The 21554-nt window shown below is 69.8% G+C and carries 18 protein-coding genes; 11 read left to right on the top strand and 7 right to left on the bottom strand.

Features of this window, described 5'->3' with window-relative positions; translation table 11 throughout:
* Positions 1 to 196: 196 nt before the first annotated feature.
* The gene (locus FHY03_RS16685; RefSeq protein WP_183931730.1) at positions 197 to 3292 is read left to right on the top strand and encodes a TonB-dependent receptor; all 3096 of its coding nucleotides are present in this window, start codon (positions 197 to 199) and stop codon (positions 3290 to 3292) included.
* Between the two features lie 49 nt (positions 3293 to 3341).
* Positions 3342 to 4889, top strand: a complete 1548-nt coding sequence (locus FHY03_RS16680) for a tryptophan halogenase family protein (RefSeq protein ID WP_183931729.1) — start codon at positions 3342 to 3344, stop codon at positions 4887 to 4889.
* 7 nt (positions 4890 to 4896) lie between these two features.
* Here FHY03_RS16680 and FHY03_RS16675 read toward each other — a convergent pair whose 3' ends face one another.
* Entirely contained in the window at positions 4897 to 5532 is a 636-nt protein-coding gene (locus FHY03_RS16675; protein ID WP_183925126.1) for a nicotinamidase, read from the bottom strand.
* A gap of 286 nt (positions 5533 to 5818) precedes the next feature.
* Between FHY03_RS16675 and FHY03_RS16670 the strand changes: the two genes are divergently transcribed.
* On the top strand, positions 5819 to 6424 hold the full coding sequence (locus tag FHY03_RS16670; protein WP_183925124.1) for a CC0125/CC1285 family lipoprotein: 606 nt from the start codon (positions 5819 to 5821) through the stop codon (positions 6422 to 6424).
* A 95-nt stretch (positions 6425 to 6519) separates the two neighbouring features.
* Here the strand turns inward: FHY03_RS16670 and dapD are convergent, their stop codons facing one another.
* Both dapD and FHY03_RS16660 read right to left on the bottom strand, forming a co-directional pair.
* Positions 6520 to 7347, bottom strand: a complete 828-nt coding sequence (dapD, locus tag FHY03_RS16665) for a 2,3,4,5-tetrahydropyridine-2,6-dicarboxylate N-succinyltransferase (RefSeq protein WP_183931728.1) — start codon at positions 7345 to 7347, stop codon at positions 6520 to 6522.
* A complete protein-coding gene (locus tag FHY03_RS16660) occupies positions 7344 to 8009 on the bottom strand; it encodes a pyrimidine 5'-nucleotidase (RefSeq protein ID WP_183931727.1) in 666 nt (221 codons plus the stop codon). The genes dapD and FHY03_RS16660 overlap by 4 nt, the downstream gene beginning before the upstream one ends.
* A 368-nt stretch (positions 8010 to 8377) precedes the next feature.
* On the opposite strand from FHY03_RS16660, the gene FHY03_RS16655 reads away from it, so the two are divergent.
* The 3 genes from FHY03_RS16655 to FHY03_RS16645 all read left to right on the top strand — a co-directional run bounded on the left by FHY03_RS16655 (position 8378) and on the right by FHY03_RS16645 (position 10986).
* Entirely contained in the window at positions 8378 to 9376 is a 999-nt protein-coding gene (locus FHY03_RS16655) for an LLM class flavin-dependent oxidoreductase (protein ID WP_183931726.1), read from the top strand.
* Between the two features lie 63 nt (positions 9377 to 9439).
* Positions 9440 to 9916, top strand: a complete 477-nt coding sequence (gene purE, locus FHY03_RS16650) for a 5-(carboxyamino)imidazole ribonucleotide mutase (protein ID WP_183931725.1) — start codon at positions 9440 to 9442, stop codon at positions 9914 to 9916.
* A complete protein-coding gene (locus tag FHY03_RS16645; protein WP_183931724.1) occupies positions 9913 to 10986 on the top strand; it encodes a 5-(carboxyamino)imidazole ribonucleotide synthase in 1074 nt (357 codons plus the stop codon). Before purE ends, FHY03_RS16645 begins: the two co-directional genes overlap by 4 nt.
* Positions 10987 to 11001: 15 nt before the next feature.
* Here the strand turns inward: FHY03_RS16645 and FHY03_RS20750 are convergent, their stop codons facing one another.
* The gene (locus FHY03_RS20750) at positions 11002 to 11199 is read right to left on the bottom strand and encodes a hypothetical protein (protein WP_221190270.1); all 198 of its coding nucleotides are present in this window, start codon (positions 11197 to 11199) and stop codon (positions 11002 to 11004) included.
* Positions 11200 to 11238: 39 nt separating this feature from the next.
* Positions 11239 to 11613: a pyridoxamine 5'-phosphate oxidase family protein gene (locus FHY03_RS20745; protein ID WP_221190269.1), complete on the bottom strand. Its 375-nt coding sequence runs from the start codon at positions 11611 to 11613 to the stop codon at positions 11239 to 11241.
* 164 nt (positions 11614 to 11777) lie between these two features.
* Here FHY03_RS20745 and FHY03_RS16635 point away from each other — a divergent pair, with 164 nt between their 5' ends.
* Complete coding sequence (locus FHY03_RS16635) at positions 11778 to 12902, top strand: AI-2E family transporter (protein WP_183925112.1); 1125 nt, start codon at positions 11778 to 11780, stop codon at positions 12900 to 12902.
* Between the two features lie 184 nt (positions 12903 to 13086).
* Here FHY03_RS16635 and FHY03_RS16630 read toward each other — a convergent pair whose 3' ends face one another.
* Together FHY03_RS16630 and FHY03_RS16625 are read right to left on the bottom strand one after the other, a co-directional pair.
* Complete coding sequence (locus FHY03_RS16630) at positions 13087 to 13386, bottom strand: hypothetical protein (RefSeq protein WP_132910109.1); 300 nt, start codon at positions 13384 to 13386, stop codon at positions 13087 to 13089.
* Positions 13387 to 13396: 10 nt separating this feature from the next.
* Positions 13397 to 16267 carry a pitrilysin family protein gene (locus FHY03_RS16625; RefSeq protein ID WP_183931723.1) on the bottom strand — a complete coding sequence of 957 codons (2871 nt, stop codon included), beginning with the start codon at positions 16265 to 16267 and terminating at the stop codon, positions 13397 to 13399.
* 129 nt (positions 16268 to 16396) lie between these two features.
* Between FHY03_RS16625 and FHY03_RS16620 the strand changes: the two genes are divergently transcribed.
* From FHY03_RS16620 to FHY03_RS16605, 4 genes are all read left to right on the top strand, one after another.
* On the top strand, positions 16397 to 16861 hold the full coding sequence (locus FHY03_RS16620) for a MarR family winged helix-turn-helix transcriptional regulator (protein WP_183931722.1): 465 nt from the start codon (positions 16397 to 16399) through the stop codon (positions 16859 to 16861).
* Positions 16849 to 18282 carry an efflux transporter outer membrane subunit gene (locus tag FHY03_RS16615; RefSeq protein ID WP_183931721.1) on the top strand — a complete coding sequence of 478 codons (1434 nt, stop codon included), beginning with the start codon at positions 16849 to 16851 and terminating at the stop codon, positions 18280 to 18282. Before FHY03_RS16620 ends, FHY03_RS16615 begins: the two co-directional genes overlap by 13 nt.
* Complete coding sequence (locus tag FHY03_RS16610) at positions 18279 to 19460, top strand: efflux RND transporter periplasmic adaptor subunit (protein ID WP_183925104.1); 1182 nt, start codon at positions 18279 to 18281, stop codon at positions 19458 to 19460. Before FHY03_RS16615 ends, FHY03_RS16610 begins: the two co-directional genes overlap by 4 nt.
* 111 nt (positions 19461 to 19571) lie before the next feature.
* Positions 19572 to 21116 carry a DHA2 family efflux MFS transporter permease subunit gene (locus FHY03_RS16605; protein ID WP_183925102.1) on the top strand — a complete coding sequence of 515 codons (1545 nt, stop codon included), beginning with the start codon at positions 19572 to 19574 and terminating at the stop codon, positions 21114 to 21116.
* The last annotated feature ends 438 nt before the right edge of the window (positions 21117 to 21554 follow it).

The raw sequence follows: 21554 nt of genomic DNA, 5'->3' as shown, positions 1-21554 counted from the left end.
GCTCGGCCATCTTCCGTACCCTGAACACGTCGCGGTCGTCCGGATACCTCTTCAAGGAAGCGGTTACATGACGCCGTTGTCCCAAGTGTCGGAAGTTTCACATTGATCGGACAAGGCGGTGAAGCTACAAGCCCGATGGTAGCGCTCATCAGAGCGCACCATTAAGGCTCGTCGTGCAGCGGCGGGATTAGGGGGGATGGTGGAAGACCGGCTTCAACTCGCGCGCTCTGTTAACGTTCACCGGCGCTCACTTCGCGCCGGCGCCTCGCTCGCGGCGCTGCTCGCGCTCGGGCTGAGCGGCTCGGCGTGGGCGCAGGCCGAGGTGCAGCCGATCGCCCCTGACGCCAGCCAGGCCGCCGTTCCCGGGCAGGACCAGGGCGAGCCCGGCGCCAGTGACGCGGGCGATGTGGTGGTGACCGGCCGGCGCGCCGCGCTCCAGGCCGCCGACGACCGCAAGCGTCGCAGCGAGACCATCATCGACTCGGTCGTCGCCGACGACGCCGGCAAGCTGCCGGACAATTCGATCACCGAGGTGCTCCAGCGCGTCTCGGGCGTGTCGATCGTCCGCTTCGCCGCGCTCGGCGACCCCGATCACTATTCGGTGCAGGGCTCGGGCGTGCAGGTGCGCGGCCTGACCGGCGTCGCCTCGCGCCTCAACGGCCGCGAGATCTTCAGCGCCAACAACGGGCGTGCCATCCTGTGGAGCGACGTCACCCCCGAGCTGATGGCCGCGGTCGACGTCTACAAGGCGTCCACCGCCGATCTGATCGAGGGCGGCACCGGCGGTCAGATCGACCTGCGCACCAAGCTGCCGTTCGACTTCGACGGCGGCTTCCACGTCGCCGGCACTGGCGAGCTGGCGCTGGGCGACATGGCCAACAAGGCCGACCCGACCGGCTCGTTCCTCGTCACGAAGAGCTTCGACACGGGCATCGGACGCATCGGCGTGCTCGCCGACCTCGCCTTCAGCCAGTTCAGCTCGCTGTCGCAGTTCCTCCGCACCAGCCCGTACTTCCTGACCAAGCTGAGCGACGGCACCGAGAAGTACGTGCCAAGCGGCTTCGCCTATGGCGACGAGGCGTTCCAGTACCGCCGCTACGGCATCTACGGCGCGGTGCAATGGGCGCCGAGCGACTCGCTGACCTTTACCGGCACCTTCTTCCAGTCGCGCTACAAGAGCCAGTCGAGCGACTACGGCACCCAGCTCGACTCGCAGACGCTGACGGTGAATCCGGCGACCAGCAGCTTCGACAGCGACGGCCTGCTGCTGTCGACCGACGCGCTCTACAACCGCAACACCGATACGTTCGCGCCCACCAACGCGGCGATCACCAGCAGCGGCAACAAGGGCTTTGTCCAGAGCAACACGGTGACGCGCGACTATTCGCTGTCGTTCGCCTATGCGCCCGACGGCGGCCCGCTCTCGATCAAGGGGGCGATCCAACGAGTCGACTCGCATCAGGTCTATGACCGGATCGACATCTTCCGCGAGGTCGGCTTCGGCAACAGCTATGGCATCGACCTGACCGGCGACCTACCGCTGATCAGCGTCGGCGCCGACACCCGCACCGCCTTCGCCGATCCGTCGAACTATTTCTGGTCGGCATCGATGCCGCACAACGAGAACAACAAGGGCCGCCTCGACAGCGCCCAGGTCGACGCCGAATATACGTTCGACGACAGCTTCTTCCGGTCGGTAAAGGTCGGCGCGCGCGCGGCCGAGCGCAAGGAGCGTGACTTCGCCAACGGCTACAACTGGACCGCGCTGGGACGCGGCTGGAACGGCGACCCGCAGCTCACCTATGCCAACGCGGTGCCCGGCGACGTCGCGGTCCACACGTTCGATGATTTCTTCCGCGGTAACACGGCGCTGCCGGGCAACCTGATGTTCCCCACCCAGGCGCTGGCATCGCGCTACAACCGCGATCGCACCGGACTGGTCCAGGCACCGCCGGCGGGTTTTTGCCCGCCCGGGACCGAGTTCAACTGCTCGGCTTCTGGCCCGCTTCCCGTCGGCAGCGGTTACGGTGGCGCCTCGGGCATTCGCCCGGTCGGCTTCGTGCTGCCGGGCGACCAGGTCGACAACCGCACCCGCAACATCGCGGGCTATGCGCTGCTACGCTTCGGGCCGCAGGACAATATGCCCGGCATCGCGGGCAACATCGGCCTGCGCGTCGTCAACATCCGCAACGAGGGTAGCGGCTACGTCCAGCAGAACGGCGGCACCGTCTATCTGCGCGACGGCGTGCCGCAGACGCTGGCGAACACCTTCGTACCGCGCGGCGGCGAGGCCGAGTTCACGCGCTTCCTGCCCTCGATCAACCTCGAGTTCTCGCCCAGCGCCAAGGTCAAGCTGCGCGGCAGCTACAATGTGACGCTCGACCTGCCGAGCTTCAACGCGCTGCGCTCCTCGGGATCGGTCGGTGTCGCGACGATCAGCAACCCGGGCGGGGCCGGGCTGACGCCACTGTTCGCCAACTTCACCGCGGACACGGGCAACCCGCTGCTCAAGCCGACGCTGTCGCACAATTTCGACATCTCGATGGAATATTACGCGCGCGCCGGCACGTCCTTCCACATCGCGCCCTTCTACAAGCGCCTGAAGAACCTGCCGATCTTCTCGATCACCGAGCGTCAGGTGAACGTGATCTTCACCGACGGCTCAAACGAGACCGTCACCGCGACCGCGTCGGACTATATCAACTCCAGCAAGGCCGCGACGGTGAAGGGCGTCGAGGTCGGCGGGCGCTTCTTCCTCGACATGCTGCCTGGCTTCCTCAGCGGCTTCGGCTTCGAGGGCAATTACACGTTCATCGACAGCAGCAATCCGGGCGACCTGTACCGCGACATCCGCGGCGCGATCCGCAACGACGCGCCGCTCGTCGGTCTGTCGAAGCACAATGCCAACGCCACGCTGCTGTACGAGCGCAACCCCTTCTCGCTTCGCGTCGCTTACTCGTGGCGTTCCAGGTACCTGTTGTCGACCAACAGCAACGGCACCAACGGCACCTACAATTACTATAGCGCGCCCGGCGTGCTGACCGATCTGGATGGCGGCGCCAACACCAGCACGCAGATCGCGCTGCCGATCTACGGCGGCAACTATGGTTCGCTCGACGCCGGCATCCGCTTCAAGGTGACGGACAATTTCTCCTTCGGCGTGCAGGGCACCAACCTCACCGCCTCGACCCAGCGGACGCTGATGGGCGGCTATCCCGGCGGCCGTCTCGTCGGTCGCAGCTGGTTCCAGTCGGACCGTCGCATCAGCACGGGCATCAACCTCTCGTTCTGATAGGAGGCGCTGCCCCGCCGAACTGCGGCGGGGCAGCGGGAGGACGGCCATGAGGAAGCGCGTGCTGATCGTCGGCGGGGGTACCGCCGGGTGGCTCACCGCCGGCTATCTCGCCAAGCGGCTCGGTGCCGACCTCGCCGACGGCGTGGCGATCACCCTGGTCGAGTCCAAGGACATCGGCGTGCTCGGCGTCGGCGAAGGCACCTTCCCGACGATCCGGCGCACGCTCGCCACGATCGGCGTCGACGAGGCGGAGCTCGTGCGTCGCTGCGGCGCCACCTTCAAACAGGGGGCGCGCTTCGTCCACTGGCAGCGCGCGCCGGGCACGCCCGGCCGCGATCATTACATGCACCCGTTCCAGGTCGCCGAGGCGCCGGGCGGGCTCGAGCTGCTGCCCTATTGGCTCAGCGGCGCCGCGGGCGACGCCGAGTGGGACGAGGTCTCCACCCCGCAGAAGGCCGCCGCCGACGCGGCGCGCGCGCCCAAGCTGCCGACCCACCCCGATTATGTCGGGCCGCTCAACTACGCCTTCCACTTCGACGCGGTCGCGCTCGCCGGGCTGCTGCGCGAGCGCGCGGTAGCGAACGGTGTCACCCACCTGATCGACACCGTCACGCATGTCGCGCTCGACCATAGCGGCTCGATCGAGCGGGTAGAGACCGAGCGCCACGGCGCGCTCACCGCTGACCTCTACGTCGACTGCACCGGCTTTCGCGCCGAGCTGATCGGCAAGGCGATGGGCGTGGCGTTCCGCTCGTGCCGCGACGTGCTGTTCTGCGACCGCGCGCTCGCCGCGCAGCTGCCGTACGAGACGGCGGATGCGCCGATCGCCTCGCAGACCATCTCCACCGCGCAGGAAGCGGGCTGGATCTGGGACATCGGGCTCGATCGGCGCCGCGGCATCGGCCATGTCTACTCGTCCGATCACGGCGACGACGAGGCTGCCGAGCGCGCGCTGCGACGCTATCTCGGCCCGCGCGGCGAACAGGCGGAGGTGCGTCGGTTCCGCTTCGAGGCGGGCTTCCGCGAGGTCAATTGGCGGCGCAACTGCGTCGCTGTCGGGCTGTCGAGCGGCTTCTTCGAGCCGCTCGAGGCGACCGGCATCGCCTTCGCCGAGGTGTCCGCGGCGATGATTGCCAACCTCTTCCCGTGGAGCGGCGACCATGAGACCTCGGCGCGCCAGTTCAACGCCAATCTGCTGCGCCGATACGAGCGCGCGCTCGACTTCATCAAGCTGCATTATTGCCTGTCCGAGCGGCGCGACACCGACTTCTGGCGCGACAACGTCGCTGACTCGTCGAACACCGCCAGCCTGCTCGAGCTGCTCGACCGCTGGCGGCATCGCTGGCCCAACGAGCTCGACATCGACCCGCAGGTCGACATCTTCACCGAGGCCAGCTGGCAATATGTCCTCTACGGCATGGGCTGGCGCACCGACCTGAGCACGCGCGCCGGCGCGCTGCGCTACCGCGACGACGCGCGGCGTGCGTTCGGCGAGGTGCGGCGCCAGATCGGCGTCGCGCTCGCCAACCTGCCGGCGCACCGGGCCCTGGTGGCGGCGGCGCAGCGGCGCGGCTTCGGCAGCGCCGCCGCCTGAGCCGGTGCTAGAAGCGCACGCCCGCCGCGCGCATCGCCGCCTCGGCGACCTCGACGCTGCTGCCGCCCGGCGAGGGCATCGCGATCGCGCGCGTGTAGCGGGTGAGAACGAGCGCGTCGAAGCCGTCGCGTCGAGCGTCGAGGGCCGACCAGCTGACGCAGAAATCATAGGCGAGGCCGACGAGCACGCAGCGCCGCACGCCCATGTCGCGGAGATAGCCGGCGAGGCCGGTCGGGGTCACTTTGTCGTTCTCGTAAAACGCCGAGTAGGAGTCGACCGCCGGATTGGCACCCTTGCGCAGGATCAGCGCGGCACGCGCGACCGCGCCGGCGACGTCAGGGTGGAAGTCGGCACCCGCACTGCGCTGGACGCAATGGTCGGGCCATAGCACCTGTTCGCCGTACGGCATGCGCACGGTGTCGAAGGCGTGCCGGCCGGGATGACTGCTCGCGAAGGACGAGTGATCCGCCGGATGCCAGTCCTGCGTGACGACGACCTGGCGGAAGCGCTCGGCCAGAGCGGCGATCGGCGCCATGACCGAGTCGCCGTCGGCCACCGCGAGCCGTCCGCCGGGGCAGAAGTCGAGTTGCGGATCGATCACGATCAGCGCGTCCTCGGCGGTGTAGTCGTGTGTGTCTTCCACTTGCCGCTCCTTCGCGCTTTCGCCCTGAGGCTGGATGACCGAGCGTCTTCCTAACTGGACCCTGCCCTCCGGGGGAAGGTTGGGTAGGGGTGAGCTCGCGTGACGCCAGGCCGCTCTAGCCGTTCCCCCGCACCTGCTAAAACAGGCTCGCGTCCACTCCCCACACGCGGTCGGCACGTCCCGCCGCCCCCTTGAGGGGCGGAGCGTTTCCGTTCATCGCACGTTCCACTCGCCTCGGCTACACGACGCCAGTCGTGCCGCCCTGGTGCGATTGGAGTGACTCGCCATGTTGAAGAAATGGGGCCGCACCGCCGCTGTGGTGGCGCTGGCGGCCAGCACCACGTTGGTCGCGGCTTGCGCGACCGAGACCGCCTACCGCCCGGCGACCGGATCGGGCTTCTATCGCACCGGCTACAGCGACACTCGTATCGAGCCGAACCGCTTCCGCGTCACCTTCGCGGGCAACACCGTCACCGACCGCGACGTGGTCGAGCGCTACCTGCTGTTCCGCTCGGCCGAGCTGACGCTGCAGAACGGCTTTGATTACTTTGTGATGGCAGATCGCGACACCGATCGCCAGGCGCGCACCTACTCGACGCCGGGCTATGGCGGCTTCGGCCCCGGCTTCGGCGCATTCGGCGGCGGACTGTGGGGGCCGCGCTGGGGCTTTTACGGCCGCGGTTTCGGATATCGCGCCTGGGATCCGTTCTGGGGTGGCCCTTGGGGCGGCTTCGGCGGCGGTGCCGACATTCGCACCGTCGACCGCTACGAGGCCTCGGCCGAGATCGTGATGTTCAAGGGCTCGCCCGAGCCGGGCAACGTCCGCGCCTTCAACGCGCGCCAGGTGGTCGAGACGATCGGGCCGTCGATCAGGCTGCCCAAGGCGTCCTGATCGGACAATCGATGACGACGAGAGGGCCGCGACCGGCGAGGTCGCGGCCCTTCTCACGTCTGGAACCGTACGCCGAGCTCCTCGCCGCGTCCGCCTCAGTCGCGCAGCAGCTCGTTGATGCTCGTCTTGCTCCGCGTCTGCGCGTCGACTCGCTTGACGATCACGGCGCAGTAGAGCGCCGGCTTGCCTTCCCCGCCGCCGATCGAGCCGGGGACGACCACCGCATAGGGCGGGACTTCGCCGCGGAAGGTCTCGCCGGTCTCACGGTCGACGATCTTGGTCGAGGCGCCGAGATACACGCCCATCGACAGCACCGCGCCCTCGCCGACGCGCACGCCCTCCGCCACCTCGGCGCGCGCGCCGATGAAGGCGCCGTCGCCGATGATCACGGGGTCGGCCTGGAGCGGCTCGAGCACGCCGCCGATCCCCGCCCCGCCCGAGAGGTGGACGTTACGCCCGATCTGCGCGCAGCTGCCGACCGTCGCCCAGGTGTCGACCATCGTCCCTTCGCCGACATAGGCGCCGATGTTGACGAAGCTGGGCATCAGGATCGCTCCCTTGCCGACGAAGGCGCCGCGCCGCACCACGCTGCCCGGCACGGCGCGGAAGCCGGCGGCGCGGAACTCGGCCTCGCTCCAGCCCGAGAACTTGCTGGGCACCTTGTCGTACCAATGACCGGCGCCCGGACCGTTGTCGATCAGCGCGTTGTCGTTGAGGCGGAAGCTCAGCAGCACCGCTTTCTTGAGCCATTGGTTGACGCGCCAGTCACCGGCACCGTCGGGCTCGGCGACGCGCGCCTGACCGGCGTCGAGCAGCGCCAGCGCACGATCGACGGCGGCGCGGATCTCGCCCGCCGTGGTGAGGCCCAGCTCAGCGCGCTGCTCCCAGGCGGCGTCGATCGTGGCGGCGAGGTCGGTCGTCATTGGTCCTCCAACAGGGTCTCGAGCCAGGCGGTGAGATCGGTGACGCGATAGTCGACGTAGGAGCGGTCGGTGTCGTGGTCCTGCTCGGAGCCGTTGTCGACCCACACCGTCGCCATGCCGATCGCCTTGGCGGGTCTGAGATTTCGCGCCATGTCCTCGACGAACAGGGCACGCGCGGGATCGATGCCGAAGGCCTCGCACAGCCCCTGATAGGCGGCTGGCGCTGGCTTGGGCACGAGGTTCATCGCGGTGATGTCGTGCACCGCCTCGAAGCTGGCGCCGAGCCCGAGCCGGTCGAGCACCTTGAGTGCATAAGGCTTGTCGCCGTTGGTGAAGACCAGTTTGCGCCCGGGCAGCCGCGCCAGCGCCGCAGCGAGCGGGGCGTTCTCCTCCAGCGCGTCCATCTCGATGTCGTGGACATACGAGAGGAACGCGGCGGGATCGATCTCATGGTTCGCCATCAGCCCGGCCAGCGTGGTGCCGTGGCCGAGAAAATAGTCCCTCTGCACCCGCCGCGCCTCGACCGGATCGAGCCCGAGCAGGTCGCCGACGAAGGCGGTCATGCGCCGGTCGATCAGCGCGAACAGGTCGGCACTCGCCGGATAGAGCGTGTTGTCGAGATCGAAGATCCAGGTGTCGATGTGCGCGAGCGCTGGCAGCATGGCGCGGGGCTGTAGTGGCTTTGCCGCGGCGCGTCATCCCTTACCCGGTGCTCGGGGAGGCAGGGTTTTCACTCCGACAGTCCGAGCGCCATCTTTTATTCCGCCGTCATCCCGGACTCGTTCCGGGATCCACTCGTTCGCGAGAGCAACGCGACTGGAGTTCGCGGCACCGTGGATCCCGGCCTTCGCCGGGATGACGGAAGGGAGGGTAGCGGTTCGCGATGAGGTTTGGCGGCGTCCGTGGTTCACGAACTTGTAGCGACGGAGTCGACCGTAACCCCGGGCGCCAACCCCGCCCAAGCCACGCTTCGCCTGCACCAAGCCACATTCGTCTGGCGAAGCGCCACGCGCCTCCCCACCTCTCACCCATGACGCTCTTCTCGCTCCTCGATCTCGTCCCCGTCACCGAGTCCGGCTCGGTCGCGGAGTCGCTCCGCAACGCCGCCGATCTCGCGCGCCACGCCGAGGCGCTCGGCTACAACCGCTATTGGGTCGCCGAGCACCACGGCATGACCGGCATCGCCTCCGCGGCGACCGCGGTGGTGATCGCGCATGTCGGCCAGGCGACCAGCACGATCCGCGTCGGCGCGGGCGGGATCATGCTGCCCAACTCGGCGCCGCTCCAGATCGCCGAGCAGTTCGGCACGCTCGACGCGCTCTTCCCCGGACGCATCGACCTCGGCCTCGGCCGCGCGCCCGGCTCGGACCAACGCGTCGCGCACGCGCTGCGCCGCAACCTCAGCAGCGACGCCAACGAGTTCCCGCGCGACGTGGTCGAGCTGCAGAGCTATTTCGCCGACGACGGCCGCACCGGCATCACCGCCACTCCTGGGGCCGGCGCGAAACCGCAGATGTGGATCCTGGGTTCCAGCCTGTTCGGCGCGCAGCTCGCCGCGATGCTGGGCCTGCCCTACGCCTTCGCCTCGCATTTCGCGCCCGACGCGCTCGACCAGGCGCTGGCGATCTACCGCCGCGACTTCCGCCCGTCCGCGGCGCTGGAGCGTCCCTATGCCATGGCGGGCTTCAACGTCTTCGCCGCCGACACGCACGAGGAGGCCGAGCTGATCGCCAGCTCGCAGCAGCAGCAGTTCGTCGCGCTGCGCACCGGCAATCCCGGCCGGATGAAGCCGCCGGTGCCGGGCTACCGCGCCTCGCTGCCGCCTCAGCATGCCGCGATCCTCGATCATGCGCTGTCGGCGAGCGCGATCGGCACACGCGACGAGGTTGCGCGCGGCATCCACGCCTTCGTCGCGCGCACCGGGGTGGACGAGCTGATGATCACCAGCGCGGTCTACGACCATCAGGCGCGCCGCCGCTCGATCGCCTTGGCGGCGGACGCGATGCAGGAGCTCAAGCTCGCGGCGTAATTCGCCGGCTCGGCGGTTATTCCCACCCTTGCCCCGCCATCATCGCGCCGCTAACCGCACGCGATGGCGCGCGTCGGCATCATCATGGGGTCCACCTCCGATTGGGAGACGATGCGGCACGCGAGCGAGACGCTCGACGCGCTCGGCGTCGCGCACGAGACCAAGGTGGTCTCGGCGCATCGCACGCCGCAGCGGCTCTACGACTACGCCAGCGGCGCCGCCGAACGCGGCCTCCAGGTGATCGTCGCGGGCGCCGGCGGCGCGGCGCATCTCCCCGGCATGGCGGCCTCGATGACGCATCTGCCGGTGCTCGGCGTGCCGGTCGAGTCCAAGGCGCTCAAGGGCATGGATAGCCTGCTCTCGATCGTGCAGATGCCGGGCGGTGTCCCGGTCGGCACGCTGGCGATCGGCAAGGCGGGCGCGATCAACGCCGGCCTGCTCGCCGCCTCGATCCTGGCGCTCGGCGACGAGGCGCTATCCAGTCGCCTTCAGGCCTGGCGCGAGCGGCAGACCGACTCGGTCGCGGTCGACCCGGCATGAGCGTCTGGCCGATACCGCCCGGCAGCACGATCGGCATCCTCGGCGGCGGCCAGCTCGGGCGCATGATCGCCAGCGCCGCGGCAGATCTCGGCTATCGCACCCACGTGCTCGCGCCCGATCGCGAGAGCGTCGCGGCGCAGACCGCCTCGTCGCTAACCCGCGCAGACTATCACAACAAGGTCGTGCTCGCCGACTTCGCCGCGCAGGTCGACGTCGTCACCTATGAGTTCGAGAATGTCGCCGCGGGCCCGGTCGAATGGCTGGCCGAGCGCGTCCCCGTCTATCCCGGGCCGAAGAGCCTCGCGGTGGCGCAGGACCGGGTGAAGGAGAAGAGCTTCGTCGAGCAGGTCGGCGGCCGCCCCGCGCGCTGGCAGGCGGTGACCTCGCGCGAGGAGCTCGACGCCGCGATCACCGTGATCGGCTGCCCCGCGGTGCTCAAGACGACGCGCTTCGGCTATGACGGCAAGGGCCAGGCGCGGCTCGCCTCCCCCGCCGACTCAGACACGGCCTGGGAGACGATCGGCGGGCCGGCGGTGCTCGAGGCCTTCGTCGAGTTCAGCCACGAATTCTCGATCGTGCTGGTGCGCGGCCGCGATGGCGCGATGACGAGCTACCCGCCACCGTGGAACGAGCATCGCGACGGCATCCTCCATCGCTCCACCCTCCCCGCCCCGCCCGAGATCGCGCGGCAATGGACCGAGGCGGCGGCGCTGACCGGGCGCATCGCCGACGCGCTCGACCATGTCGGCGTGCTCACCTGCGAGTATTTCGCGAGCGCCGAGGGCCCCGTGTTCAACGAGATGGCGCCGCGCGTCCACAACAGCGGCCACTGGACGATCGAGGGCGCGACGACGTCGCAGTTCGCCAACCACGTCCGTGCGATCTGCGGCCTGCCGCTGGGCGACACCGCGCTGACCGCGGCGCAGGTGGCGATGGAAAATCTGATCGGCGACGAGTGGGAGCGCTGGCCCGAGATCGTCGCCGAGCCGGGCGCCTACCTCCACCTCTACGGCAAGCGCGAGAGCCGCGCCGGGCGCAAGATGGGGCATGTCACGCGCGTGACGCGCTGAGGCGGCTTTTCCGCCTCAGTAGAGATCCTTCCGCACCGCCTCCTGATAGTCGGCGTCGAGCCGCGCGGCATCGGCGGCTGACCCGCCGCTGAGCGTCGCCTTCATCGCGCCGATCGATGGGACGGCGTCGCGCGCGAGCCGTGCCTCCGGTGCCCAGAGCCGCGCCCGGTTGATCGCCTTTCCGCAGTGGAACAGCACCTGCTCGACCGCCACCACCACGGCGGTCTTGGGCCGCTTGTCGCTCTCGCTCAGTTACTCGAGCAGGACGGCGTCGTCGCTGATGCGACCGCGTCCATTGATGCGCAGAAAGACGTCGAGGCCGGGGAAGAGAAAGAGCAGCGCCAGCCGATCATCCTCGACAAAATTGCGCAGCGTTTCGATGCGATTGTTGCCGGGCCAGTCGGCGAAGGCGACATGCGCCGGATCCAGCACGCGGACGAAGCCCGGTGGGCCGCCGCGCGGCGACACGTCGAGCCCCTCGTCGCGCCCGCTGGCGAGGCAGAGGAAGCTAGCCTGTTTGAGATACGCCTCGTGACAATCGATCAGCCGCGGCAGCACCGCGCGCTGGATCGACTCGGCCGGCGGCGGATAGAGACGGTCGAGGTCGGCGGCGGTGAGATCAGGCATCGACGTTCCCGATTGTGTAGCGGACGCTAGCCCGCGGCTCGCCGCGATCCAATCAAGCGATGACCCATATCGGCGTACGCGCTGCCGCCGCCGCGACGATCCTCCGCGGAGCAAAGCCGCCCGCGGCGGGTTGCACCGGCGTAACGATCCCCGAGGTTTACCGAATGACGATCCCGCGGCGCCGTGTCGAGAACGGCGGCTTGCTCCTGTTCCTGCTGCTCATCAGCGTCGCGCTGGTGGCGGTGGTGTCGAGCTTCCTCGGCGCCCTGCTCTGGGCCGCGCTGGCGGCACTGCTGTTCCAGCCGCTCTACCAGCGGCTGCTGCGGCGCTGGCCAGACCGGCGCAACATGGTCGCGGCGGTGACGCTGCTGATCATCACCGTCGCGGTGGTGATCCCCGCGCTGATCGTCGGCAGCCTCGTCGTCGACCAGGCGGCGGGCGTCTACACCCAAATTCGCGGCGGCCAGATCAATTTTGCGACCTATTTCCAGCAGGTGCACGACGCGCTCCCGCGCCGGCTGCAGGGCATGCTCGACAACTCGGGCTTCAACAGCTTCGAGCGCGCGCAGGCGCAGCTCAGTGCGGCGGTGAGCAACAGCGCGAGCACGCTGACGCGCCGCGCGCTGTCGATCGGCGCCAACGCTGCCGCCTTCCTGCTGGCGTTCGGCGTTGGCCTCTACGTCACCTTCTTCCTGCTGCGCGACGGCGACCGGATCGGCCCAGCGGTGGTGCGCGCACTGCCGCTCGAGCCGGCCGTGGCGGGCCAGCTCGCGGACAAGTTCGTCGCGGTGGTGCGCGCCACGATCAAGGGGTCCGGCGTGGTCGCGATCGTGCAGGGTGCGCTCGGCGCGGTGACCTTCTGGATCGTCGGGCTGCCCGCGGCGCTGCTCTGGGGCATCCTGATGGCGATCGCCGCGCTGCTGCCGGCGGTGGGGCCGGCGATCATCTGGGCGCCGGTCGCGCTCTACCTCTTCGCCACCGGCGCGATCTGGCAGGCGGTGGTGGTGATCCTGTCGGGCGTGCTGGTGATCGGCCTCGCCGACAATATTCTGCGCCCGATCCTGGTGGGGCGCGACACCGGCATCCCCGACTGGCTGGTGCTGGTGACGACGCTCGGCGGCATCGACCTGGTCGGCCTCAGCGGGATCGTGGTCGGGCCGCTGGTCGGCGCTTTGTTCATCACCGGCTGGCAGGTGCTCACCGAGCAGCGCGTGGCGCCGGATACTCCCTCACCCTCAGGGGAGGGTTGGGGTGGGGCGTCGCCGTCTCACCGAGACCGGCGCGCGTGAAACGCCATGCCCGCCCCGGCACTTAAGGACCCTACGGCGAAAAACACCGTGATCCCGGCCTTGCGCCGGGATCCATGCCGCCGCAGGTGCAACGATCGCCGTGCACGCGACACGATGGATCCCGGGTCAAGCCCGGGATGACGGTTCGATTTGTTAAGGCCTTCCTTTAGCGGAAGGGCTCACCTCACCCCACCCGCGTGCCCGACAGCGGGAAGCTGCCGAACGCGCCCGCGCCGACGCTGCCGGTGATCGTGTCGCCGTCCACTGTCGCGGAGATGTCGAGCGTCATCGGCATCGGCGAGGTCATCTGCTGCTTCCACGCCAGCGTGTCGCCGTTCACACTACCCTGAACGTCCGACGCGCCCATCGCGCCCGACGCCTGGCCGGTGAAGCTGTCGCCCTGCGACGTCACCGTCAGCGTCAGCTTCTGGTCGCCCAGCGGCGACTTCACGGTGCAATCGTAGGTTCCGTCGACTCCGGCCATCACGCTCTCCTCACTTCGTAGCGGTGGCAGGCGTCGCCGCAGGCGGCGCGCCCGCGACCGCGGATGCCGCCATGACCTCCACCGGCAACCCCAAGGAGTCAAGCTGCGGCTTCACCTTGGCCGCCTCGCCCACCACCACCCAGACGAACCGCGACGGGTCGATCGCGGCCTTGGTCGCCGCGGTCACCTGCGGCAGCGTCAGCGCGCGGTATTTCTGCGGGAGCGTCGCATAATAATCGTCGGGCCGGCGATACAGGTCGTTCGACTGCATCGCATCGAGCACGTTGTCCGACGTCTCGAACTCGCCCGAGAGCGAGCGCGTGCCGCCGTTGATCGCGCGCTCGAACTCGGCCTGCGTCATCGGCTGCGACGTGAGATATTGCGCGATGTCGCCGCGCAACGCCGCTACAGCGGGGCCGGTCTGGTCGGCCTGTACCGGCGCCGAGACCACATAGGGGGCAGCGAAGGCGTTGCGGCTGAAATTGCCGCCGACACCGTAGGACCAGTGCTTGCTCTCGCGCAGGTCCATGTTGAGCCGGCCGAGGAAACTGCCGCCGAGCGCGTCGTTGCCGACCTCGACCGGCAGCAGGTCGTCGGTGCCCTTGAGCCCGGTCTGCACGCCCCCCGCGATCAGCGACTGCGGGCTGTCTGGGCGATCGATCACGACGATGCGCGGGCTAGCCGAGGTGACCCGCGCCGGGAATGTTTTGCTGCCCGCGGCGCCGTCGGCGCGCCAGTCGCCGAAGCGCGCCTCCATCACGCGCTGCACCTCGGCGAGCGGGCGATCGGAGACGACGAAGATTTTCGCCTTGTCGGGGCGCAGCCAGGCCTGGCGGAAGGCGAGCAGGTCGGCGCGGGTCAGCGCCGCGACCGCCGCGGGATCGCCCGAGCCCTGCGCCTTGGCATAGGGCGAGCCGGGCGAGACCAGCTTCGGCAGCACGCGCCGCGCCAGTCCGTTGGGGCTGGTCAGCTCCTGGGCGATCGCGGTGAGCTGCTGCGTCTTGACGCGCCCCAGCTCGGCCTCGGCGAAGGAGGGCTCGCGCGCGATGCTCGCCCACAGCGCGGCGCCCGCGTCGAGGTTGGCGCTCGGCACGCGCAGCCCCAGCGACGTGCGGTCGGCGCTGCTGCCGCTCGAGATCGACGCGCCGAGCCGCTCGCGCGCCTCCGCGATCTGGATCGAGTCGAGCGCGCGCGTGCCCTCGTCCATCATCGCCAGCGTCAGCTGCTGCGTGCCGAGCTTGTCGGCGACGTCGGCGGCGACGCCCGCGTCGAAGCTGAGCACCGCCTGGGTGACCGGCACCGCGGTACGCTGCGCGTAGACCAGCTCGATACCGTTCGACAGTCGCGCGCGCTCCACCCTGGGGAAGCTGAGCGCGCCGATCGGGCCGACGTCGGGGAGCGGCCCGCGCGTGCCCTTGGGCGGCTGCTCGGGCGCCTCCTTGACCGGCGCGGGCGGCGGCACCTTGCTCTCGGCATAAGCGTCGCGCTGGCCGTTGACGATCTGGAGCGAATAGGCCGGGCGCGTGAGCCACTTGGCCGCGGCGGCGCGGACGCTGGCGGGGGTCTGCGCGGCGAGCGCGGCGAGCTGCTTCTTGTAGAAGCCGGGATCGTCCGAGTAGAGCGCACCCTCGGCGAGCGCCACCGCTTTGCCGCCGAAGCCACCGACCGCCTCGAGCCCGCCGATCCGCGACGAGACAGTGCTGGTAACGTAGCGCGCGACCTCGTCGGCGCTGGGGCCGTTCTTGATGAAGTCGGCGACGAGCTGGTCCATCCGCGCCTGCACCTGCGCCGCGTCGACGCCGGGCCGGACCATGGCGATCAGCTGGAAGGTGCCCACCTGCGCGAAGCTCTCATATTCCGCCGACGCCTGCACCGCGAGCTTCTCGCCCTTGACCAGCACATTGTCGAAGCGCGAACTCGCCAGCCCGCCGAGCACGCCGGCGGCGACCTCCAGCGCGGGCGCGTCGCGGTCGTTGAGGCCGGGGACAGCCCATTCCTTCATCACCAGCGTGGCGGCGACGCGGTCCTTCATGATCTCGCTGGCCTTGCCGGGCAGCGACGAGGGCACCGGTGCGGGCGGCGCGACGCTCTTCGGGCCAGCAGCGATCGCGCCGAAGTATTTCTCCACCTTGGCCCGCGCGGTGGCGAGGTCGACGTCGCCGGCGAGCACGAGGACGGCGTTGTTGGGGCCGTAATGGCTGCGGAACCACTCCTTTACGTCGGCGAGGCTGGCGGCGTCGAGGTCGGCCATCGAGCCGATCGTGGTGTGCCCATACGGATGGCTCGCGGGGAACAACCCCTCGGTCGCCTTGTAGCGCAGCAGGCCGTAGGGCTGGTTGTCGCCCTGGCGCTTCTCGTTCTGGACGACGCCGCGCTGCTCGTCGAGCACACTCTGGGTGATCGCGCCGGTGAGATAGCCCATCCGGTCCGACTCGAGGAACAGGGCGCGGTCGAGCGCGGCCGTGGGCACCGTCTCGAAGTAATTTGTCCGGTCGAAGTAGGTCGTGCCGTTGAAGTCGGTGGCGCCGACCTGCTGGAGCGGCTCGAAGAAGTCGCCCGGCGCGTTCTCGCTGCCGTTGAACATCAGATGCTCGAACAGGTGCGCGAAGCCGGTCTTGCCCTGCGGCTCGTGCTTGGAGCCGACGTCGTACCAGACGCTGATCGCGACGATCGGCGCCTTACGGTCCGTGTGAACGATCACGCGCAGGCCGTTCTCGAGCGTAAACTGCTGGTAGGGGATGTCGATCGCCTTGACGAGCTCGGACACGGGCGCCGCGGCGGGCAGCGGCGCGGCGGAGCGGGCGGCGGGCGCCTGGGCGTGAGCGGGAGCAGAGAGGACCGCCAGCGCGGCGCCGGCGGCCAGGAACGCACGATAGGTCAACGGATGATGCTCCCGCGGGATGGTGACGGCGGCGACCATAGCGGGCCCTCGACCGCCCGCAAGCGTGGCGCTCAGCAACATCGCGATACAATTATTGACTGCACCGGCAATGGTTGCTAAGGCAACTTAATGTCGTTCTATAATCGTGACAATTTCATGCCCGATGACTCGGCGGGCTATCTGATCAAGCGGTGCAACCAGCTCAACCTGGCGCTGCTCGATCGGATGTTCGCCGAGGAGGAGCTGACCGCCTCGCAATGGTCGACGCTGCTCACCATCCACCTCGACACCGAGGCGACCTGCGCCTCGCTGGCCCGCGACCTCACCTATGACAAAGGCGCGATGACCCGGCTGATCGATGTGCTCGAAGCGCGCGGGCTCGTCGAGCGCGCGCGCAGCGAGGACGATCGCCGCGTCGTCAACCTGTCGCTGACCGACGCCGGGCGCGACGCCGCGATGCGCTGCCGCGACAAGGCGATCGAGTGCTGGAACCGTCATCTCGCCGACTGGAGCACCGCCGAGATCGAGCAGTTCCTCGCGCAGCTCCGCAAGCTGCGTCAGACGCTGGAGGAGACCGACGCATGCGCCGCCTGATCCCGCTCGCCGCCGCGCTGCTGGCCAGCGCCTGCGCAGTCCCCGGCTCGCCGCCGTCGACCATCGCCAAGACCGCGCCCGACCTCGCGCTCGCCGGCCCATCGGTCGCGCTCGCGCCCGACTGGTGGAGCGCGATTGGCGACCCGCAGCTCGACCGGCTCGTCGCCGACGCGCTCGCGGGCAATCCCTCGCTCGACGCCGCGGCGGCCCGCGTGCGCCAGGCCGAGGCGGCGCTGGCGCGGCAGGACGCCGAGCTGCGCCCCGACGCCGCGCTCGACGTCAACGTTCAGGGCCAGCGTCTGTCGAGCAACTATATCATCCCCCCGCCCTTTGCCGGCACGGTGCGCGCGCTCGGCACCGGCCAGGCCGGGCTCAACTGGAACCTCGACCTGTTCGGCCGGCAGAAGGCCGCGATCGCCGGCGCGGCGGCGCAGCTCCAGGCCGCCGAATATGACCGCGCGGCCGCCCGGCTGATGCTCGCCGGCGCAGTCGTGCAGAGCTATGTCGAGCTCGCGCGCGCCGAGCGCCAGGCGGCGATCGCGCAGCGCACCATCGCGACGCGGCAGCAGTCGCTTGGGCTCGTTCAGGTGCGCGAGCGTAACCGGCTCGCCAGCCGGATCGACATCACCGCGGCGCAGACGCTCGTCTCGCAGGCGCAGCTCGCGCTGGTGCAGGCGCAAGGCGCGCGCGCTATCGCCGCCGACGCGCTCGCCGCGTTGGCGGGGCGCGGCGGCGACTATGCCCGCGCGCTCCAGCCGACTCGGCTCGCCGCCGACGCGGCGCTGCCGGTGCCGGCGACGCTGCCCGCCGACCTGCTCGCGCGCCGCCCCGACGTCGCTGCCGCACAGGCGCGGATCTCCGCAGCCGCCGCGCAGCGCCAAGTCGCGCGCCGTGCCTTCTATCCCAACATCAACCTCTCGGCCTTGGTCGGGCTGCAGGCGATCGGCTTCGGCAATTTCGTCGATCTGTCGTCGGGGATCGCGGGAGGCGGCGCCGCGATCCACCTGCCGCTCTTCGACAGCGGGCGGCGGACGGCCGAGCTGCGCGGCGCCACCGCCGCGGTCGACGTCGCCACCGCTCAGTACAATGAGTCGGTGGTCGCTGCCGCGCGTGACGCCGCCGACGCAATCGCGCGCGTCCAGGCCGCCGACGCCGCGCGCGTGCGCCAGCGCGAGGTCGTGACGGGACTGGCCGAGACCAACCGCCTCAACGGCGTCCGCGTGCAGAGCGGGCTGTCGAGCCGGCTCGACCTGGTCAACACCGACATCCGCCTGCTCGACGCCGAGCTGGCCGACGCCAATCTCGCGATCGACTCGCTCGCGGCGCGCGCGCAGCTCGCCACCGCGCTCGGTGGCGGCTTCGTGCTGCCGACGCCCGCCACCCCTCCTCCCGCCACCGGCGCCCAGGACCTCTCCCGATGACCGACACCGCCGCTCCCACGCCGTCGCCCGCTCCCGCCCCGACGCCCACGCCCGCCGGCAAACCGAAGACGCGCCGCCGCGCCTTCCTGATCCTCGGCGCGGTGCTGCTGGTGGTGCTGATCGTCTGGGCAATCATGCACTTCTTCTTCGCGCCGCCGGAGGAGGAGACCGACGACGCCTATGTCGCGGGCGACGTGGTGGCGATCACCGCGCGCGATCCCGGCACGGTGACGCAGCTCTATGCCGACAACACCCAGTCGGTCACCGCGGGCCAGCCGCTGATCGATCTCGACCCCACCACCGCCGACGTCAACGTCGCCGCGGCCGGCGCCGAGCTGGCGCGCGCGGTGCGGTCGACGCGCGCCGACTTCACGCGCGTGGGCCAGTCTGATGCCGGGATCGTCCAGGCCGAGGCCGAGCTCAACCGCGCACGCGACGATTACGCGCGCCGCCGCGGCGCCGCGCAGCAGGGCGCGATCTCGGGCGAGGAGCTGAGCCATGCCGCCGACGCGGTGAAGGTGGCGACCGCCAACCTGCGGCTCGCGCGCGAGCAGCGCCGCCAGGCGCAGAGCACCGTCCAGGGCACCGACGTCAACACCAGCCCCGCGGTGCTGGCCGCGATCGCCAATTATCGCCGCGCCGCGGTGGCGCGCGGGCACATGCACGTGATCGCGCCGATCGCGGGCGTGGTGGCGCAGCGCACCGTCCAGGTCGGCCAGCAGGTCAACGCGGGCACGCCCCTGATGGCGATCGTGCCGCTCGACCGGCTGTGGGTCGACGCCAATTTCCGCGAGACCCAGCTCAAGGACCTGCGCATCGGCCAGCCGGTCAAGGTCACCGCCGACATGTATGGCGGCGACATCGTCTATCACGGCCGTGTGATCGGGCTCGCCGCGGGCAGCGGCAACGCCTTCGCGCTGCTGCCGCCGCAGAACGCCAGCGGCAACTGGATCAAGATCGTCCAGCGCGTGCCGGTGCGGATCGCGCTCGACCCCCGCGAGCTGCGCGCCAACCCGCTCCGCGTCGGCCTGTCGGTGACGACCACCGTCGACACCGCCGACCAGCGCGGCGCGCGGCTCGCCCAGGCCGCGGCGGCACCCTATCGCGGCGACACCAACGTCGGCACCGACCCCAAGGTCGAGGCGGAGATCCGCCGCATCGTGGCGGCGAACCGGTGAGCGGCGGCTCCTCCCGTGCTCTTGCGCATGCAGATGCCCAGGGCCACGCACGCCGGCGCTCGCCGCTCTGGGTCCCTGCGTGCGCAGGAACGCGGCTGAGAGGCCCACGTCATGGCTAGCGGCGCGCCGCAGGAGCAGGCGCCGCTCACCGGCGTCCAGCTCGGCGTCACCGCCTTCGCGCTGGCGCTCGGCACCTTCATGATGGTGCTCGACAGCACCATCGCCAATGTCTCGCTGCCGACGATCGCGGGCAACCTCGGCGTGTCGAGCGACAATAGCACCTGGGTGGTCACCGCCTTCGCGGTCGCCAACGGCGTCGCGGTGCCGCTGACCGGCTGGCTGATGCGGCGCTTCGGCGTGGTGCGGGTGTTCTGCACCTCGGTCGTGCTGTTCACCATCGCCTCGTTCCTCTGCGGCGTGGCGTGGGACCTGCCCTCGCTCATCATCTTCCGCGTGCTCCAGGGCGCCGTCTCGGGGCCGATGATGCCGGGCAGCCAGGCGCTGCTGATCTCGATCTTCCCGCACGACAAGCGCTCCACCGCGCTCGGCATCTGGTCGATGACGACGCTGGTGGCGCCGATCATGGGGCCGATCCTCGGCGGCTACATCTCCGACAATTATCACTGGTCGTGGATCTTCCTGATCAACGTGCCCTTCGGCGTCGTCACCGCTCTGGTGTGCTGGTTCAACCTGCGCAGCCGCGAGACGCCGACGATGAAGCTGCCGATCGACACGGTCGGGCTCGGGCTGCTGGTGCTGTGGGTCGGCTCGCTCCAGGTGATGCTCGACCTCGGCAAGAACGCCGACTGGTTCAACGACCCACTGATTGTGGTGCTGACGCTCACCGCGGCGATCGCCTTCGTCGCCTGGGTGATCTGGGAGTTGACCGACGCCAACCCGACGGTGGACCTGACCTTGTTCGCGCGCCGCAACTTCTGGATCGGCAATCTCTGCTTCTCGCTCGGCTATGCGGTGTTCTTCGCCAACATCCTGATCCTGCCTTTGTGGCTGCAGACCCAGCTGGGCTATACCGCGACCTGGGCCGGGCTGGTGGCGGCACCGAGCGGGGTGGTGGCGGTGGCGCTGACGCCGCTGGTGGCGCGACTGTCGGGCAAGGTCGACGCGCGCGTGATCGCCACTGTCGCGTTCGGCGGCTTCGCGATCAGCTACTGGATGCGATCGGGCTATACCGCGCAGGCGACCTTCGGCGATCTCGTGCTGCCGCTGCTCGTCCAGGGCGTGTCGATGAGCACCTTCTTCCTGGCGATGCTGACCATCTCGCTCGACAAGATCCCGCCGCAGCGGCTGCCGTCGGCGACCGGCATCTCGAACTTCTGCCGCATCACCGCGGGCGGGTTCGCCGCGTCGCTGATCTCGACCGCGTGGGACCGGCGCGAGGCGCTCCATCAGAGCCGGCTCGCGGAGGCGATCGGCAACAATATGCCGTACCAGATGGCGGCCGAGCAGATGCAGCGCATGGGGATGAGCGCGCAGCAGGCCGCCGCCGCGGTGACGCGGCAGATGGTGGGGCAGGCGTACCTGCTCGCCTCGGTGGACCTGTTCCGCTTGTCGGCGTGGCTCGCGGCGGGGCTGATCCTGCTGGTGTGGACCTGCCGCCGGCCGAGCGCGCCGTCGGGGCCGGTCGCGGCGGATTGAGGAGCGCAGGTGCCCCGGCGGAGGCCGGGGCTCAGGTGGGAGGGCGGGAGTGAGTCTCACCAGTGTCGCCCGACAGTGCACCGGCCGTCGCGTGACAACTGTGAGAGTCGCGCAAGGCTCCTCTATCTCCCGTCATCCCGGACTTGTTCCGGGATCCACGCTTCCGCGAGAGTAATGCGCCGTGAGTTTGCGGCACGGTGGATCCCGGACCAAGTCCGGGATGACGGAGGTTCTGCGAAGGACTTACCTTCGTCGGGCATTGATGGGGCGCGGGGCATGCTGAGATCGGCCCTCCCTCTTTGCCATCACCACCCCGGAGGACGCCGAGGTCCAGTTGGGAAAGCGGTCGTGTGGCCCACCATCGTCTCCCTACTGGACCCTGGCGTCAGCCGGGGCGGTAGCGGGCCCGGAGAGGTGGCGAGACGGAGCGATGGCGAT

The sequence above is a fragment of the Sphingomonas sp. BK345 genome (genome assembly GCF_014193845.1).
Lineage (GTDB): Bacteria > Pseudomonadota > Alphaproteobacteria > Sphingomonadales > Sphingomonadaceae > Sphingomonas.
This window is presented reverse-complemented; position numbering and strand designations above follow the sequence as displayed.